We start from the raw sequence: 18,224 nt of genomic DNA on the forward strand, positions 1-18,224 counted from the left end.
CATGACCAAGCCACTGATCAGCCGAGCCCAGCCCGCCACGCCCCACCGCCCACACGACGCAAGCCGCCCCACCGCCCACACGACGCAAGCCGCCCCCCGCGCCGGGGCGGGCACACCGCACCGCACCGCACCGCACCGCGCCGCACCGCACCGCGCCGCACCGCACCGCATCGCGCCGCACCGCACCGCGCCGCACCGCACCGCATCGCGCCGCATCGCACCGCACCGCACCGCACCGCACCGCGCCGCGCCGCGCCGCGCCGCGCCATCCGATGATCAACACCAGTTCGGCGAAGTCGCGGTATCCCGTTGGGGTTGATACCCCCACTTCGCCAAAACCGAGTCGATCACCCCCGGAATCCCGTCTGGCAGGAGGAGAATTCCGAATAACGGGATTAGACGTCGGGCAATCAGGGAGCGGGCAGCGAACAGGCAGGGCCGTCGGACAGGCAGCCACCGTACGAGCAACCACAGAATCGAGCAGCGGCCGCACCAGACAGCCGCCCGCACCGGATAGCCATCGCACCGGAATAGCCATCGCACCGGGCAGAGGCCAACCCGATAGCGGTCGCACCGGGCAGACGCCAACCCAGACAGACGCCAAACCCAGGCAGAGGCCAACCCGGGCAGCCAGCGCACGTCTTGCGCTGGCTACCCTCCGCCGCTGTCAGCTGGCGTAGACCTCCAGGGTCGACAGTTGCCCGGCCGGCCAGCCGGTGTTGCCGGTGACGGTAATCCGCACGAAACGGGCCTGAGCAGCGGTGAAGGTGAGACTCACCTGGTTGCCGCTGGCCGGGTCGAAGACCCTCCCCGCCGATCCGACCAGCGTGCCGAAGCTCGACCCGTCGACACTGCCCTGCACGGAGAGCGTCTGCGTCCGGGTCCCCCAGGCAGACGACGGCGGAAGCTTCAACACCACCCTCCCGACCGTGCGCGAGGAACCCAAATCGACCTGAACCCACTGCGGGAACGCGTTGTTGGCGCTCTCCCAGTAGCTGTTCGCGTCACCGTCGACCACGTTGCCCGACCCGTAGCTCTGGACGTGGCCGCTCTCCGACGTGGGTCGACCCCGGGCGAGGTCCGAATTCGCTGCGGCGTCAGTGGTGACGGTGACCGCCGAAGACGCGCCGGAGGTGTTGCCGCCGGCATCGCGGGCGACGACCGTGAAGGTGTACGCGGTGGACGGACTCAGCCCGCTGACCGTCGCCGTGGTGCCCGTGACGGTGGAGACCACGGTGCCGCCCTGGCGCACCTGGTAGCCGGTCACCCCCTTGTCGTCGGTCGACGCCGTCCAGGCCAGCGACACGCTGCTCGACGTCTTGCCGGTCACCGTGAGACCACTCGGGGCGGTCGGCGGGGTGTCAGTGGTGCCGCTGGCGCCGTACACCTCGACCTTGGCGAGCTGGCCCGCCGGCCAGCCGGTGTTACCGGCGATGCTGAGCCGGATGTGGCGGGCCGTGGTGGTCGTCAGGGTGCGGGTGACGGTGTTGCCGGTGGCCGGGTCGAAGGTGAACGCGGAGGCCGCGGCGATGGTCGAGAAGGAGCTGCCGTCGGCGCTGCCCTGCACGGTGATGGTCTGGGTACGCGCACCCCAGCCGGCGGGTAGCCGCACCACGAGCCGGCTGACCTGCTGGCTTGCGCCGAGGTCGACCTGCCACCAGTGCGGGAACGCGCCGCCGCCGCTCTCCCAGTAGCTGCCGGCGTCGGAGTCCACCGCGTTGGACGCGACGAACGGGCCGTTCTGGCTGCTGGCCGAGGTGGACCGGCCGGCCGCCAGGTCGCCGCCGGTCGGGGGTGGGGTGCCGACCATCGGCGGGGTGGGCCGGACCGCTGTGAGCGCGAGCTGCCCCTTGAGCATCCGACCGCCGTCGGCGGTGATCCGCAGGTAGTAGTCGGAGGAGCAGGCGACGCCGTCCTCGTCCAATGCCCGGATGTTCGCGCCGGCCGGGGTGGTGGCCTGGGTCTCGGACGTCTTGGCGATCTGGTTGCCCTCGTTGTACTCGTCGTACATGGACACGTACAGGCCCTGGGAGCCGAGCCGGACCATGTTGTAGATGTGCCGCCAGTAGAAGTCGCCGTGCTTGCGGTGCCCCCCGGCCAGGTCGCCGGGCATGACGCAGGGCAGGTAGTCGATGCCCCGTGCCGCGCAGTCGGCCATGTCGCCGACGTTGACGTTGTTGTAGTACGAGTCCAACTCCTCGACGGTCCTGGCCCGGTAGACCATCCACGGCGAGATCGCGTGGAACGCGTGGTAGACGTCGAGGAAGCCGGGGCGGGAGTCCTCGATGCCCTGCCGCCACCAGGTGGGGACACCACCGATGACGTAGCAGCCCTGCGCCTTGAACCAGTTGACGACCTCCAGGCAGGGGCCCGGGGTGAAGGGACGGCTGGGCTCACTGAAGCCGAAGCCCCAGATGCAGACGACCGGCTTGCCGTTCTGTCGGGCGTACGCGCTGGACGCGGTGTGCGCGGCCATCTTCGTCGTCCAGTCGGTCTTGATGTCCGACTGGAACGTCAGCCAGTCGGTGACGTCGTACATGATGTAGAACTTGCGGTTGTAGCGCTCGGCGGCGGAGCGCACCTTCTGCGTCATCGCGTCGCGGGTCGGGCCCTCGTCGCCCGTCGGGTTGAACCGTTGCAGCGCAGCGGTGTCGCAGCCATACTCCTGCATCCACCGGAAGTGGGTGTCGACCGTCTGCTGGTCGTAGGAGGAGAACAGGGTGGCCGGTTGGCCGTTGCCGAGGTTGGGGTACGCGGTGGGATAGGTGCGGGTGTACTCGCGCATGTCCGGCCAGGACACGATGGTGGTGTTGGCGGGCGACGGCGGCTGGAACCTGTCGCGGCTCCAGTGCCACCAGCCCCCGATCGGCGCGGAGTCGCCGGGGGCGCTGAACCAGCCCTGGTAGCCGACCGTCACCTTGCCGACCACGTCCCCGGGGGGGCTGGCGGCGTGTGCGGGGCTGGACATGCTGGCGAGCAGTTCGGTGCTGGAGGCGGCGGCGAGGGCGGACCCCGCCATCACGGACGTGACGAACCTGCGGCGGGAGACCGCCATGACGACCACTCCTTCGGGACGGAAGGCATTGACGGCCATCGTGGCAGCAGTGGATGCCAGCCCGCAAGAGTGCGACTGATCAATGGAAATATTTGCCAGTGAATCGGAAGGAGTCGCGCAACGGACGGCGGGGCCGGAGCCACAGTCGGCTCCGGCCCCGCCGGTACGCCCGAAATCCCTACGGGGTCGGGTACTGCTTCAGGTAGACCGGTGCGCCGACCTTGGTCATGTCGGCCGCGTCGCCGACGCCGTTGACCACGTGGTCGATGGTCCCGGCACTGAGGTTCACGGTCATGATGTGGTGCAGCTTCACACCCGGCCGGTTCGGCACCTCGAAGCCGTTCTCGGTGTGGATCGACGGGTTGTTCTGGTTGAAGACGTACACCCCGCCGCCGTGCAGGGTGTGGTGCCGCACCCGGTCACCCACCTTGTACCCGGCCCAGCCCTCGACCGGGCCGTTCATCCAGTCGGCCTGCGTCGGCGGGTCGTACGGCAGCTCGTTCTGGTAGAGGATCGTGGTGCCGTGCTCGCCGTTCCAGACCGTGTTGTAGCGCTGGAAGTGCTCGACGAACAGGCCGGTCGCTGTCACGTGGTCGCCGTTGATGACGGCGCCGTAGCGACCGGTGTTGGTCCGCCAGCGGTCGGTGTCGCCGTTGACGCCCTCGGTGAAGCCTTCGACGCCGTGGTCACCACGCCAGACCCAGGTGTGGTCGATGAGCACGTTGTCGCTGTTGACCTCCAGCGCCGTGTCCGTCCGGCCGATGTGCGGGCCACCGACGCGGAAGTAGACGTCGGACAGGGTGGTCGGGTTGTGCCGGCTGCTGGTGTTGTGGCCGTGCTCTCGACCCACCCGCAGCAGGACCGGCGACTCGACGGTGCCAGCGTCGATGGTGACACCGGCGACGATCACACCGGGGACACCGGCGACGTCCAGCGGAACGGCGCCGTTCACCGCGGTGAGGGTGGCGTGCCCGATGCCGAGCACGACGGTGTCGGCACGCCGGATCTCGATGCTGCGCGCCACGTCGTACACGCCGGGGGTGAGCAGCAGGTGCTTGCCGCGGGCGAGCTGGGCGTTGATGACGCGTACCGGGTCGGAGGGCTTCGCCACGAAGAAGTCGCCGATCGGGATGGTCCGACCCGGCGTGATGCCGTCCGCCCAGGAGACACCCCGGCTGTCCCGCTGCGCGGCGGGCACCCGCACCTGGTAACGACCCTTGCCGTCGACGAAGAGGTACGGCTTCTCCCGGCTGAGCGGAGTGGTCTCCAGCGTGGTGTACGGCGGGTCGGGGAACGCGGCGTCGTCCGGTGCGCCCTCGACTCCCGCGAAGACCTGGTTCCACACCGCGTTGGACCAGCCGCCGACCTCGCTGTTGCGGGTCAGCCACTGCTGCTGTGAGCCGTTGGTGGTGGCGGGCAGCCGGGAGTCGGCGATGAAGCCACCGCTGGCGTACTGCGGGCCGGCGGTGCAGTAGTCCATCAGCGACAGACCGCCGCCGCCGATGTTCAGTCGGCGCATCGACACCGCCTGCGACACCGCCCAGAAGTTCGCCGACGACCGGCAGTCGTCCTGGCCGGCGGCGTTGATGGTGAGCGACAGGTTGGACAGGGTGCGCCAGAAGTTCACCAGGGCCAGGCAGTTGCCGGTGCCGCCGTCGGCGAGGCAGCGGTTGTAGACCTCCAGCTTGCCGTTGACGGTGACGTCGGTGGGCGAGGCGCCCAGGCCGGACACCTCGGTGTAGTAGCCGACCTTGGCCTGCAACGGCTGCTCCGCGGTGCCGTACGTGCCCGGCTTGAACAGGTAGGCGTGCCGCTGGGTGCCCATCTCGTTGTCGACCTGGCGGGCGTGTGCCGCGTCGAGGGTCTGCTGGATCGCACCGACCGGCATGGACGGGTCGAAGATCGTCACGTTCGGGCCGAAGTCGGGTGCGCCGTACGTGGGGCGGCCGGCGCTTGCCGCCGTGCCGCTCACGGTGACGGTCGTGGCCACCACCAGAGCGAATATGAGGGTACGACGGGACGGGGTTGACATGCGGTTCGTCCTCTCCGCTGGCCGGAGCGGACTCCGGCGCAGTCTAGGGCGGTGAGAGCGCTCTCTCGCCCCTGTTTCTACCTGGCGAACCGGCCCCACGCCATTGCCGGGATCGGCGAACTTCGGTCGGTCGGTGAGAATGGAGCGCAGAACGGGGAGGCACCCATGCGAATCGACGCACTGCCGCACGTGGACGAACACGTCACCGTCATCGAGGCCGAGCCCGAGGAAGCCTGGCCGCACCTCGTGCGCGTCGCCGAGACCACGTTCGGCGGCCCCGGCACCGGCGCCTACGCCCGCCTGGTCGGCGCCGCCGACACCGTCGCGTCCGGGCACCGACCGCTCACCGAAGGGTCCACGATCCCCGGGTTCCGGGTGGCCACCGCGATCCCCGGACGGGAGCTGACACTGCGGGGCAGTCACCGGTTCTCGACCTACGCGCTGGTCTTCCGGCTCGAACAGGCCGGGCCGGGCCGATCCCGCCTCCGGGCGGAGACCCGGGCGGTCTTCCCCGGCCTGGCCGGCGGCCTCTACCGACAGCTGCTCCTCCGGTCCGGCGGTCACGTGCTCGGCGTACGACGGATGCTCGCGGCGGTCCGCCGCAGCGCCGAACGACAACGCTGACCGTCCCCGCCGCTGAGCCGACGGTCACCGTCCACCGTCAGCGCGCCGGTCGGGTCCGGTGGAGCGCGGGTACTCGATCGTCGCGGCGACTGTTTCGGCGGCCGCCGCGCCGACTTCGCGTTCCGTGATCCACAGGCCCAGGTCCAGCCCGGCGGAGAGCGCACCCGCGGTGATGCGGTCACCGTCGTCGACCACCCGCTCGTCGAGGACGGTTACCCCGTACGCTCGCAGCTCCTCGTACGCGTTGCGGTTGGTCGTCGCACGACGGCCGGTCAACAGCCCGGCGGCGGCGAGCAGGAGACTGCCGGTGCACACCGAGGCCAGCCACCGCGTCGACGGTGCCAGCTCGGCCAGTCGGGCAGGCAGCACCCCGTGCTGCGCCTGCGCCCACGTCCCCGCCGCGGCCCGGTTCAGCCAACCCCCGCCCGGTACGACGACACCGTCGGCCTGTCCGAGTACCGCCGGCACGTGCAGCTGGACGCCGCGCATGCTGCGTACCGGTCCCGGCCGCTCGACCGCGACCAGCTCGACGGCGAAGCCCGCCATCGCCAACACCTCGAAGGGTCCGAACACGTCCAACTCGTCGAAGCCGTCGAAAACCACGATCTCTATTCGCACCCGGTCAGGATCTCGCCCGGTCAACGGGCATCACGAGTGGCATTCTTGCCACTGTGCACAAGCAATCCGCCACGCACCGGGTCGCCGTCCTCGCCCTGCCACCTGTCGTCGCCTTCGACCTGACCATCGCGACGCACGTCTTCGGTCACGAGGGCCAGGGCCGGTACGCAACGACCGTCTGCTCCCCCGACGGCGGCCCCGTCCCGACCACCACCCCCGGACTCGGCGTGACCGTCGACGCCACCCTCAACGCCGTGAGCCGCGCCGACACCGTGATCGTGCCCGGCTTCGCCCGTGGACCCGCGCCGGTCCGAGCGCTCGACGCCCTGGTCGACGCGTACCGCCGGGGCGCGCGTGTCGCGTCGATCTGCACCGGCGCGTTCGCGCTCGCCCAGGCCGGGCTGCTCGACGGCCGACGGGCCACCACCCACTGGATCCACGCCGAGGCGCTGGCCCGCGAACACCCCCAGGTCACCGTGGACGCGAACGCGTTGTACATCGATGAGGGACGGGTGCTGACCAGCGCCGGACTGGCCGCGGGCCTCGACCTGTGCCTCTACCTGATCGGCCGGGACCACGGCCAGACCGCAGCCATCGAACGCGCCCGCGTCATGGTCACCCCACTGCACCGCGCCGGGGGCCAGGCCCAGTTCATCCCCGTCCAGGGGGTCACCGACGACGCCGACCTCGCCGCTGTCACCGGGTGGGCGGTCGCTCAACTGCACCTGCCGATCACCGTCGCGGACCTCGCCCGGCAGGGCCTGCAATCCACCCGTACGCTGCACCGCAACTTCCGGCACCAGTTCGGGATGAGCCCGCAGGCATGGCTGACCCAGCAACGACTCCGTGCCGCGTGCACCCTGCTCGAGGACGACGCCGTCACCATCGACGAGGTCGCCCGGCGAACCGGACTGGGCACCGCCACCAACCTGCGAGCCCACTTCCGCCGCGCCTTCGCCACCACCCCGACCGCCTACCGCAGGGCGTTCAACCCCTGACCGCGTCGCGTCGCTCGCGCGCCGCCACGTTCACGGTCGGCGTCCGGTCGCCCGACCGGCGATAGGATGGCCGCCGTGCAGTTCGGGGTGCTCGGGCCGCTCGCCGTGACCACGGACGCCGGCGAGCCGGTGGTCGTGCCCGGCACGAAGGTCCGCGCGTTGCTGGCCGACCTGCTGACCAACCGCAACCTGGTGGTCTCCGCGGACCGCCTCATCGACGACCTGTGGGGCGAGGACTCCCCCGCCAATCCCGCCGGGGCCCTCCAGGTGCGAGTGTCGCAACTACGCAAGGCGCTCAACGACGCCGAGCCGGGTGCCCGGGACCTGGTGGAGTCCCGCCCGCCCGGTTACCTGCTGCGGGCCGATGCCGTCGACGCGGACCGGTTCGGCGAGTTGGCGCTCAGCACCGACGTCGACCGGCTGCGCGAGGCCCTGGCGTTGTGGCGCGGCGAGGCGTACGCCGACGTGGCCGACGCCGAGTTCGTCCGCGCCGAGGCGACCCGCCTCGCCGAGCAGCGCCTCGCCGTACACGAGCGGTTGGCCGAGGCGCGCGTCGCCCGGGGTGAACACGACCTGGTCGCCGCCGACCTGGCCGACCTGGTCACCCGGCATCCGCTGCACGAAGGCCTGCGCGCGGTGCAGCTACGCGCCCTGTACGCGGCGGGGCGCCAGTCCGAGGCCCTGGACAGCTACGCGGATCTGCGCGACCGGCTCGCCGACGAATTGGGCCTCGACCCCGGGCCGGAGTTGGTCGCGCTGCACCGCCGGATCCTCGAACAGGACGCCGGCCTGAGCGCCCCACCAAGGGCCGCGGTCGCCCGCACCAGCCTCCCCGCCCCGCTCGACGAGTTGGTCGGGCGGGGCGAGGCGTTGGCCGAGTTGGGCGCGCTGCTGCCGCGGCAGCGGCTGGTCACGCTGGTCGGGCCCGGTGGCGTCGGAAAGACCCGGCTGGCCGTCGAGACCGCCCGCGCACAGTCCGTTCCGGACGGCGTCCAGCTGGTCGAACTGGCCCCGCTACCGGCCGGAGACACGCTCGTCGCCGAGTCGGTGCTCGCCGCTCTGGGCACCTACGAGACCGCCGGCACGAGCCTGTCCCCCGCCGACCGGCTGGTCGCGGCCCTGCGACACCGTCAGCTCCTGCTGGTGCTGGACAACTGCGAACACGTCATCGAGCCGGTGGCCACGCTGGTCGCCCGGCTGCTGCGCGACGTACCCGGGCTGCGGGTGCTGGCCACCAGCAGGGAGCCACTCGGGCTGACCGGTGAACTGCTCTGGGAGGTACCCCCGCTGTCGGTGCCGGACGACGGCGACCTGGACGCGGTCCGGCGCTCGGCGGCGGCCCGGTTGTTCGCCGCCCGCGCCGCCGCGCAGCAGCGCGGTTTCCGCCTCGACCGGGACACCGCCGCGGCGATCGCCCAGCTCTGCCGTCGCCTCGACGGCCTGCCGCTGGCGCTGGAGCTGGCCGCGACGCGGGTGCGGGCGCTGGGCGTACGCGGGGTGGTCGACCGGCTCGACGACCGTTTCCGGCTGCTCACCACCCAGCAGCGCGACGTGCCACCCCGCCAACGGACCCTCACCGCGGTCATCGGCTGGAGCTGGGACCTCCTTGACGAGACCGACCGGGCGGTGCTGGCCCGGCTGGCGGTGTTCCGCGACGGTTGCAGCCCGGAGGCCGCCGAGCACGTCTGCGGCACCGATCTGGACACCCTCGCCCGACTGGTGGACCGGTCGCTGGTGGTGCTCGACGACTCCGGCCCCGACCCCCGCTACCGGCTGCTCGAATCGGTCGCCGCCTTCGGCCTGGACCGCCTGACCGACGCCGACGAGGTACGCGCACGGCACGCCGCCTACTACACCGAGCTGGCCGAGCGTGCCGACCCCGGGCTGCGCGGGGCCGACCAGCAACGGTGGTTGGCGTTGCTGGACGCCGAGATGGCGAACCTGCGGTCGGCGCTCGATCACGGTGGTGGGCTGCGTCTGGCGGTCGCGCTGAGCTGGTACTGGCACCTACGCGGCCGGCTCACCGAGGCACGGCGGGCCCTGGCCGTGCCCGGCGAGCCGGAGCAGGAGTCCCGGGCGGCCCCGTGGCGGGTCGGCTTCGCCCTGTCGCTGGGTGAGTCGGTCGCCCCGGACGACGTACGCGCGGCGGTGGCCGCCGACCCGAACGGCCACGCCGCCTGGTTCGCGGCCAACGCGGTGATCGAACACGGCGACCTGGCCCTGGCGTCGGAGTTGCTGCCCACCGCACCCGTCGACAGGTGGACCGAGGCCGCGGTGCTCACCTCCCTGGCCCACATCGCGCACGCGAACGGTGACCAGGCCACCCTGGAACGCACCGCGACGCGCGGCGCGGCGCTGTTCGCCGAGATCGGCGACCGGTGGGGCCGGCTCCGGGCGACCGAGTGGGTGGGCGGGCTGGCCGACATGCGCGGCGAGCACGAGCGCGCGGCCGCGCTGCACCGGGAAGGGCTGCGCTGGGCCGAGGAGCTGGCGCTGTGGCCGCAGGTCTGCGCCGAGCTGTCCTGGCTGGCCTGGCTCGCGGTGCAGACCCGCGACTACACCCAGGGCCGGGAACTGGCCGAACGGGCGTACGGCCTGGCGGTGGAGCAGGGCTCGCCCGGTGCGCTGGTCTTCGCGGAGATGAGCCTCGGGCTGGCCGCCCGCCGCGACGGGAAACTCGACCTGGCCGTCACCCACCTCAGTCACCTCGTCGAGCTGGGCCGGGGCGAGAGCCAGCCGGCGCTGTACCTGCCGATGGTCCTGGTCGAGCTGGGCTACGCGGTCGAACAGGGCGGAGACCCGGACGCCGCGCTGGCCCTGCACATCGAGGCGTTCGAGGCCGCCGAGGCGATGGCCACGATGCGCGACGCGGTCGGCCCCCTGGAGGGGATGGCCGCGGCGGTGCGCTCCCCCGAGGTCGCCGCCCGGCTGCTCGGTGCCGCGGCCGCCGCCCGGCTCGCCACGCAGTCCCCGGCCGCGCCGGCCGAACGCGACGACGTGGAACGGGTGGCCGGACGCCTGCGGGCCGAACTCGGGTCGGAGCGGTTCGAGGCGCTGCTCGCCGAGGGCGCGAAGCTGAGCCCGGGCGAGGCCCGAGCCCAGCTCTGAGTGTCGGTCAGGCCGTCGTCTTCGGCCGGTACGAGGCGACGATCACGCCGCTCTTGTGCACCCGGGTGTCGACCAGGTCGAACGACGCCTTGAAGTCGGTCAGCGGTGCCGTCAGGTTCGCGGCACCCTCCAGGACGGGGTGGATCCAGAACCGGACCTCGTCCACCAGCCCGGCCCGGATCAGCTGCGCGGTGACCGAGCCGAAGCCGTACTGGATGATGTTCTTGCCCGGCTGGGCCTTGAGCGCGGTGACCGCCTCGACCAGGTCACCCTGGAGCACCTCGGTGTTCTTCCAGGTGGGGTCGGTGAGGGTGGTCGAGGCGACGTACTTCTTGACGTTGTTGAAGTACGCGGCGCCGGTGTTCGGGTCGCTCTCGTCCATGCTCGGCCAGGCGACCGACATGCCGTCGTAGGTGGCCCGGCCCATCAGCATCGCGTCCGCCTCGTCGGTCTGCTCGCCGGCGAGGCCCATCGCCTCCTCGTCGAAGTACGGCGAGGTCCACATCGGGTTCTCGATGACGCCGTCGAGGGTGACGTAGGTCGAGTTGATGATCTTGCGCATCGGAATCTCCTGGGTGTGTGGGTCAGGTGCTTCGGTGACACCCAGAACTCTGCCGACTGCCGCTTACGATCCGCTTCAGGTGCTCTTGCCCGGCCCCGAAAGCGGGTCGGTCAGCGGGATGGGCAGTGCCTGCGCGGCCACCGCGCCCCCTCCGGTCGAGTGCGCCGGGGCGGGGCGGTCACCGGTGCGGCTGTGCAACCGTCCCTGCCCGGCCGGCCCGGCACGCCTGGTCACCTCGACGGTCACCATCCGCACCGGTGGTGGCGGCGCGGTGAAGCGCCCGACACCCCACCGCACCCAGATCGGGATCCGGCCGGCGTCCGCCTCCGCGCCCAGCTTCTGCACCGTACGGGCGCGGTCGGTGTGGTCGACCTCGACGACGACCGGTGGGCCGTCCGGGCGGGCGCACGCCACGTCGAGGACCGAGTGTCGTTGCTGCAGTGGCGGCGGCAACGGCAGCACGCTGGGCGCGCGCCGGTAGACCCGCCAACCCTGGGCCTCCGCCCACCGCACCACGGCGTCGATCACCAGTGCGGTGACCTCGTCGGTGCTCAGGTCGACGAAGGTCAGGTCGGTCAGCCAGCGGCCCAGGTCGGCGGCCAACCGCTCGCCCTGCGCCGTCACGTCCACCGGCGCAGGATAGCGCCTCAGCCGACGGTGGCCGCGGTCGCGGCGAGGTGCCGGGTGAGCCAGGCGGCGGTGGCCGAGCGCGCCGCCTCGGCGTTGTCGCGGGCCAGGAAGTCGTGCCCCTCACCGGTCAGGACGAGGTGGGCGTACGGGGCGTCGCGGGCCGCCAGGGCCTGCGCGACCTGCGCCGACTCGCCCGCCGGCACGTTCGTGTCGTTGGCGCCGTGGATGAGCAGAACCGGCACGTCGAGCCGGTCGAGGTGGGTCATCGGCGACAGGTCACGCAGCAGGTCGGCGTCGCGTACCGGGTGGCCGTACTTGCTGACGGCGGCGGCGGCGATCCACGGCTCGGTGCCGGCGAAGAAGGTGTGGAAGTCGGAGATCCCGCACTCGGCCACCCCGGTGGCGAACAACCCGGGGAAGTTCACCAGCACCGCGAGCACCAGGTAACCGCCGTAGGAGCGGCCGAGGCAGCCGACCTGCCCGGGGCGTGCCACGCCGCTGTCGATCAGGTGGTCGGCGCACGCCGCGACGTCGGCGATGGCCCCGTACCGGCCGGCCAGGTTGTCGGCGGTGACGAAGGACCGACCGAAGCCCGAGGAGCCCCGCACGTTCGGCGCGAACACCGCGACGCCCTGCGCCACGAGAGCCTGGAACAGCGGGTTGTAGCGGGGACGCTCCTGCGCCTCCGGGCCGCCATGCAGGCTGATGGCGGTGGGCCAGGGCCCCGGCCCGGCCGGGCGGTAGAGCCAACCGGACAGCGGCAGACCGTCGCGGGCACGCAGGTCGACCAGTTGCGGGGCGACACCGCCACCGCCCGTACGCGCGACGCCGCTGTCCGGCCGCAGCGGACGCGCCGCCCCGGTCGCCGGGTCGACCAGCCAGACCTCCCGGGGTTGCACCGGCCCCTGCGCGGTGAGGCAGAGCAGGTCACCACCGGCGGCGAAGACGGCGTCGTCGAGCACCTCACCGGGGGCGGCGACGGCCCGCTGCACTCCGCTGGCGAGGTCGAGCAGGCTGACCTCGCTGCGGCCCCCGTAGGTGTTCCACAGCAGGGCGGCCCGGCGTCCGTCGGCGCTCGGCGCGGCCTGCTCCAGCTCGGCGTCGGGCCGCCAGGCGAGCCGGGTCGGCGGCACGTCCGGGCGAGCCGGGTCGATCCGCACCAGCGCGGCGAGCTCCGAGTACGCGTCGGTGCGGGCCAGCACGCTCGTCCCGCCGGGGCCGAACCAGCCCTGGTCGGTGCTGCCCCGCCCGGTGTCCGGCGACAACCGCCGCCGCTCCCCGGTCGCCACGTCGAGCAGTTCCAGCCAGCGGGCGTTTCGGGGGCCACGGCGCAGCAGGGCGCTGCGGGCGTCCGGGCTGACGTCCAGCACTGTGAGCAGGTCACCCTCGGCGAGTACCCGCCGGTGGCCGGTGTCCGCGTCGACCAGGAGGGCGGCACCACGCTCGGCGGTCTCGGTGACCATCAGGACCGCGCCGGCCGCCAGCCAACCGGCCGGTGTCGCGCTGTGGCGTCCGAAGCCGGCGACCTGGTGACGTGCGCTGCCGTCCGGTCGGAGCAGCCACACCTCGGTGCGGGGCGCGCCGCCGGGAGCGATGACGCAGGCCAGCCACCGCCCGTCCGGGGACCAGCTCACCGCCAGCACCGGATCGTCACCGGTGGGCAGCGCGATGGCGTCGTCCGCGCCGACCTGGCGGATCCAGATGCCGGGCGTCCCGGACCGGTCGGAGAGGTACGCCACCCGAGTGCCGTCCGGGGACGGCGCGGGCGCGAAATCCTCGACGACGGGCATCGGCGCCGGCGGACGACCGGCGAGGCGGGTCCGACGGGTGGTCCGCGGCGCCTCGATCCGTACGCTCATCTAAACCCCGATCCGCTGCAACCAGAGCTCCAGCAGCCCGAGCTGCCAGAGCGCGTTGGAGCCCAGCGTGGTCCGCCGGGCGTTCGGCGCGTCCAGCAACTCCTCCAGGTAATCCTTGCGGAACAGACCCCGTTCGCGGGCCGACTGGGCGGTCAACGCGTCACGGACGTCGTCGAGCAGCGGCCCGGAGAGGTGCCGGATGGCGGGCACCGGGAAGTAGCCCTTCGGCCTGTCGATCACCTCGTCGGGCACGATCCCCCGACTCGCGGCCTTCAGCACGCCCTTGCCCCCGTGCGCCAACTTCAGCGCGGGTGGGCAGGCAGCGGCCAGCTCGACGACCTCGTGGTCGAGGAACGGCACCCGGGCCTCCAACCCCCACGCCATGGTCATGTTGTCGACCCGCTTGACCGGGTCGTCGACGAGCATCACCAGGCTGTCCTGACGCAGCGCCGCGTCCAGGGCGGTGTCCGCGCCGGGTGCGCCGAAGTGCGCGGCCACGAACTCCAGGCTGGCGTCGTGATCGAGCATCCACTCCGGCGCCAGGTGCCCGGCGAGCGCGTCGTGCCGACGGTCGAAGAACACCCGGGCGTACGCCTCGACGGCGTCCGCGCGGGCGACGTTCGCCATCGGCGGGTACCAGTCGTAGCCGGCGAAGATCTCGTCGGCGCCCTGCCCGGACTGGACCACGGTGATCCGCTGGGAGACCTCCTCGGAGAGCAGGTGGAAGGCGACGCAGTCGTGGCTGACCATCGGTTCGCTCATCGCCGCGACGGCCTCGTGCACGGCGGGCACGAACCGGGCCGCGCCGACGCGGATCTGCTGGTGGTCGGTGTCGAACTCACGGGCCACCAGGTCGGAGTAGTGGAACTCGTCGCCGGTCTCCCCGGCTGCCGCCTCGAAGCCGATGCTGAACGTCGCCAGTCCGGTCTGGCCCTGCTCGGCGAGCAGGGCGACGATCAGGCTGGAGTCGAGGCCACCGGAGAGCAGCACACCGACCGGCACGTCGGAGACCATGCGGCGACGTACGGCGGTGCGTAACGCCGTCATGATCCGTTCCTGCCACTCCCCGGCGGACATCGGCGCGGCGGCGGCGCGGGTGAACTCCGGCCGCCAGTACACCGTGTCGGTGCTCCGCCCGTCGGCGGTGATCACCCGGACGGTGGCGGGTGGGAGTTTGCGGATGCCGGCGAGGATGGTGCGCGGCGGTGGCACCACCGAGTGGAACGTCATGTAGTGGTGCAGCGCCACCGGGTCGAGGTCGGTGTCGACGTCGCCGGCGGCGAGCAGGGCCGGAAGCGTCGACGCGAAGCGGATCTGGCCCGGTCCCTCGGCGAGGTAGAGCGGTTTGATGCCGAGCCGGTCGCGGCCCAGCACCAGGGTGCGCGTGGCCAGTTCGACGAGGGCGAACGCGAACATGCCGTAGAACCGCTCGACGCAGGCGGTGCCCCACCTGTGGTACGCCTTGAGGATCACCTCGGTGTCCGAGGTGGACCGGAACGAGTAGCCGGCGGCGGTCAGCTCGTCGCGTAGCTCCCGGTAGTTGTAGACGCATCCGTTGAAGACCAGGGCCAGCCCCAGTTCGCTGTCGACCATGGGTTGGGCGCCCGCGTCGGACAGGTCGATGATGCGTAGTCGGCGGTGCACCAGCGCCGCCGGGCCGTGCTGCCACCGGCCCTCGCCGTCCGGGCCTCGGGAGGCCAGGGCGGGCAGCATCCGCTCGACGGCCGCCATGTCGGGTGGCGACCCGTCGAGGCGGAACTCACCTCCGATACCGCACATGGCATCCACCTCTCATCGACGCGGGGCCGCTGACCGGTCCAGGCTTGGCGGACCGGGTTGCGCCCCGATGACGCGGGGGTCAAGCGTGGGTTACGCCGACGGCTCGTCGGCTCCACCGAGCAGCCACGTGTCCTTCGACCCGCCGCCCCGGGACGAGTTGACGATCATGCTGCCGGCCGGCGCGACGCGGGTCAGGGCCACCGGCGCCACCTCGGCGGTCTCCCCCATGAACACGAAGGCCCGCAGGTCGACGTGGCGGGGCGCGAGTGCCGTCCCGTCAAAGACCGGATGGGTGGTGAGCGCGATCATCTCCTGGGCGATCCACCGGTGCGGGGCGGCGAGGATCTGCTCGCGGACGGCGTCCAACTCCTCCGCCTCCGCCCGTGGACCGATCACCACCCGGTCGCCGCCGTACCCGTCGACCGGTTTGAGCACCAGCTGATCGAGCCGGCCCAGCACGTCGGCGCGCTGCTCGGGGAGGCCGCACAGGTACGTCGGCACGTCGGCAAGCAGCGCCTTCTCCCCGAGGTAGTACTCGATCAGCCGGGGCACGTACGCGTACAACGCCTTGTCGTCGCCGACGCCGTTGCCCAGCGCGTTGGCCAACGTCAACCGGCCGGCGTGCACCGCCGCGAGCAGCGGCCAGCCCAGCGGCACGCCGTCGGCCCCGGGCGCGTGCAGCAACGCCTCCTCGTCCATCCGCAGGTAGATCACGTCCACCTGGCTGCGGCGCCCCTCCCGGATGAGCTGGACACGGCCCTCCTCCACGAGCAGGTCGCCGCTCCCGGCCAGCGGTACGCCCATCTCGTCGGCGAGCAGCCGGTGTTCGAACCAGGCGGGGTCGCCCGGACCGCTGCTGAGCACCACCACGGCGGGGTCGTCGGCGGCGGCGGGCCCGGCGGCTACCAGTGCCCGGTGCAGCATCGCCGGTGTCTCGTCGGCGGGCAGCAGATCGTCGGGGACGGGCAGCTCGGGCAGCACCGCCCGGGTCAGTCGACGGTTCTGCACGGCGTAGCCGATGCCCGAGGGCACCCGCAGGTTGTCCTCCAGCACGTACCAGCCGCCGTCGGGGTCGCGGACGAGATCGGTGCCGGACACCTGGGCGCGGGTGCCCCGCCGGCCCATGAGTGCCCCGGTCGGGCGCAGTCCGGGTGAGGATTCGACGACCCACGCCGGGACCACGCCGTCGGCGACCACGGCCCGGTCTCCGTAGACGTCGCACAGGAAGGCGTCGAGCGCGCGGGCGCGCTGCACCAGGCCGGTGCGCAGGGTGCGCCAGTCGGCGGCGGGAACCACCCGGGGCACCAGGTCGACCGGGAAGAGTCTTGTGCTCGCCTCGCCGGCCACGCTGAAGGTCACGCCTCGGGCGCGCTGCTCCTCGTCCCGGTCGTGCTCGCGGTGACGCAGTTCGTCGGCGCCGAGGCCGCGCAGGGCGGCCAGCAACGGCCGGTACGCGCGCTCCGGTCCCGCCGGGCCGAAGACCTCGTCGTCGGCCTGGGCGTACGTGGGCAGGGCCGGTGCGGTCGGCGCTCCGGGCAGTTGCCCCCGTACCCGCCCCCGGGTCTCGTCGAGCAGCAGGTCGACAACGTCCGCCAACCGGCCGCGCCGCTCGTACGCCCGCCGCTGCCGCGCCGCCGAGCTGCCGCGTTCCAGCGCGTACCGGGTCAGCTCACTGACCTGTTCCCAGTCCCCGGTCGCCGTCAACTGCGGGCGCAGGTCGGTCACCAGTCGGCGGACCGCCTCGGCCGCCGGCACCGGTCGGGCCGACCGGGGCAGGTCGAGCAGGTCGCCTTCGAGGCCGGACCGGGCGGCCCGCCACACGGCGGCGCGGAGCACCGGTGGCCGCACCGCGGTGCGGTCCACCCCGGCGCGTAGCGCGGCGACCTCCCGCCGTACCAGCGCCCGGAACAGGCCGGTGAGCAGGACGATGGTCTCCACGTCGGCGTTGGCGTCGGTGATCCGCAGCTCCACTGTGGGCACGTGCGCGGAGGGCCGGACATCGAAGTAGATCATGGCGGGATCGGTGATGGTCTCGGAGGAGATCAGCTCGGCGACCAGCGCCTCGTGGTCCGCGGCGCTGCTCACCTCGCCCGGGTCACCGGCGGTGGGCCAGCGCTGCCAGACCAGCGAGCGGACGCTGGCGTACCCGCTGTCCTGACCCATCCAGTACGGCGAACTGGTGGAGAGGGCGAGGAGCACCGGCAGCCACGGTTGGACGCGGCGGGTGACCGCGACGGCCAGGTCCCGGTCGGACACCCCGACGTGCACCTGCGCACCACAGATCAGCTGCTCCCGGGCGAGCATCTGGTATTCGTCGAGCATCCGCCGGTAGCGGGAGGTGGGGGTGACGCTGGGGTCGCCGTCGGCGCGCAGCGGCACCGTACCGGCCGCCACGATGCCCAGGTCGAGCCGGTCGGCGACCTGCACCGCCGCCTGACGTAGCCGGGTCAGCTCGGCGCGGATCTCGTCCAGGGTGCGGCAGACCGCGGTGTTGGTCTCCACCACGCTCTGGTGCAGCTCGGCGGTGAACGAGCTGGCCGGAAGCCGATCGAGCAGCTCGCCGGCCCGGGGCACCAGCTCCCGAGTGTGCAGGTCGACGACGTGGAACTCCTCCTCCACCCCGATGGTGGCCAGGTCCGCCGGGTCACTGTCGTCCAGCGGTGGGACCGGTTTGGGACGGGGCGTGGGCAGGGCCCGGCCGTTGCCGGACCGGCCCAGCGGCTCGTCGAACGTGGGCGCGTTCGTGGTGTTGTCGGCCATGGTCACCCCGGTTCACATGTCGGTGGTCGTGGCTGTCCGACGAGCGTTCCCAGGGTTGGTACCGGGAGCGTTTCCGGCGCGTTAAGGTGACGCGCTGTTCTGCCCAGCCGGACATCGGACGGGCACCGAACGGCCGAGGCACCGCTGATCGACACGGTGTCGCCGATGTCGGGGCATCCCGTTGATGCGGACACCCCGA

General features: G+C 72.4%; 11 protein-coding genes. 3 read left to right on the forward strand and 8 right to left on the reverse strand.

From position 1 onward, the window contains the following. Window positions 1-667: 667 nt before the first annotated feature. Together O3438_RS07640 and O3438_RS07645 are read right to left on the reverse strand one after the other, a co-directional pair. On the reverse strand, window positions 668-3,055 hold the full coding sequence (locus O3438_RS07640) for a galactose-binding domain-containing protein (RefSeq protein WP_269679268.1): 2,388 nt from the start codon (window positions 3,053-3,055) through the stop codon (window positions 668-670). Window positions 3,056-3,233: 178 nt separating this feature from the next. Beyond that, window positions 3,234-5,087: an adenylyl cyclase gene (locus O3438_RS07645; protein ID WP_269679269.1), complete on the reverse strand. Its 1,854-nt coding sequence runs from the start codon at window positions 5,085-5,087 to the stop codon at window positions 3,234-3,236. Window positions 5,088-5,252: 165 nt separating this feature from the next. Between O3438_RS07645 and O3438_RS07650 the strand changes: the two genes are divergently transcribed. Further along, window positions 5,253-5,711 carry a hypothetical protein gene (locus tag O3438_RS07650; RefSeq protein ID WP_269679270.1) on the forward strand — a complete coding sequence of 153 codons (459 nt, stop codon included), beginning with the start codon at window positions 5,253-5,255 and terminating at the stop codon, window positions 5,709-5,711. 24 nt (window positions 5,712-5,735) lie between these two features. Here the strand turns inward: O3438_RS07650 and O3438_RS07655 are convergent, their stop codons facing one another. Beyond that, window positions 5,736-6,329 carry a DJ-1/PfpI family protein gene (locus O3438_RS07655; RefSeq protein ID WP_269679271.1) on the reverse strand — a complete coding sequence of 198 codons (594 nt, stop codon included), beginning with the start codon at window positions 6,327-6,329 and terminating at the stop codon, window positions 5,736-5,738. Window positions 6,330-6,382: 53 nt separating this feature from the next. Between O3438_RS07655 and O3438_RS07660 the strand changes: the two genes are divergently transcribed. Together O3438_RS07660 and O3438_RS07665 are read left to right on the forward strand one after the other, a co-directional pair. After that, window positions 6,383-7,327 (forward strand): GlxA family transcriptional regulator, encoded by a 945-nt coding sequence (locus O3438_RS07660; RefSeq protein WP_269679272.1) that lies wholly within the window; start codon window positions 6,383-6,385, stop codon window positions 7,325-7,327. Between the two features lie 66 nt (window positions 7,328-7,393). Then, window positions 7,394-10,435, forward strand: a complete 3,042-nt coding sequence (locus O3438_RS07665; protein ID WP_269679273.1) for a BTAD domain-containing putative transcriptional regulator — start codon at window positions 7,394-7,396, stop codon at window positions 10,433-10,435. A 7-nt stretch (window positions 10,436-10,442) separates the two neighbouring features. Here O3438_RS07665 and O3438_RS07670 read toward each other — a convergent pair whose 3' ends face one another. The 5 genes from O3438_RS07670 to O3438_RS07690 form a co-directional block, all read right to left on the reverse strand. Further along, a complete protein-coding gene (locus O3438_RS07670; protein WP_269679274.1) occupies window positions 10,443-10,997 on the reverse strand; it encodes a dihydrofolate reductase family protein in 555 nt (184 codons plus the stop codon). Window positions 10,998-11,072: 75 nt separating this feature from the next. Then, window positions 11,073-11,627 carry a hypothetical protein gene (locus O3438_RS07675; RefSeq protein ID WP_269679275.1) on the reverse strand — a complete coding sequence of 185 codons (555 nt, stop codon included), beginning with the start codon at window positions 11,625-11,627 and terminating at the stop codon, window positions 11,073-11,075. Window positions 11,628-11,644: 17 nt separating this feature from the next. Beyond that, window positions 11,645-13,486 carry a S9 family peptidase gene (locus O3438_RS07680; RefSeq protein WP_269679276.1) on the reverse strand — a complete coding sequence of 614 codons (1,842 nt, stop codon included), beginning with the start codon at window positions 13,484-13,486 and terminating at the stop codon, window positions 11,645-11,647. Then, window positions 13,487-15,265 carry an N-acetylglutaminylglutamine amidotransferase gene (locus O3438_RS07685; RefSeq protein ID WP_269679277.1) on the reverse strand — a complete coding sequence of 593 codons (1,779 nt, stop codon included), beginning with the start codon at window positions 15,263-15,265 and terminating at the stop codon, window positions 13,487-13,489. 90 nt (window positions 15,266-15,355) lie between these two features. Beyond that, window positions 15,356-18,025: a carboxylate--amine ligase/circularly permuted type 2 ATP-grasp protein gene (locus O3438_RS07690; protein WP_269679278.1), complete on the reverse strand. Its 2,670-nt coding sequence runs from the start codon at window positions 18,023-18,025 to the stop codon at window positions 15,356-15,358. Between the last annotated feature and the right edge of the window lie 199 nt (window positions 18,026-18,224).

It is taken from the genome of Micromonospora sp. WMMC250, from assembly GCF_027460215.1.
In the GTDB taxonomy this organism is placed as follows: Bacteria; Actinomycetota; Actinomycetes; order Mycobacteriales; family Micromonosporaceae; genus Micromonospora; species Micromonospora taraxaci.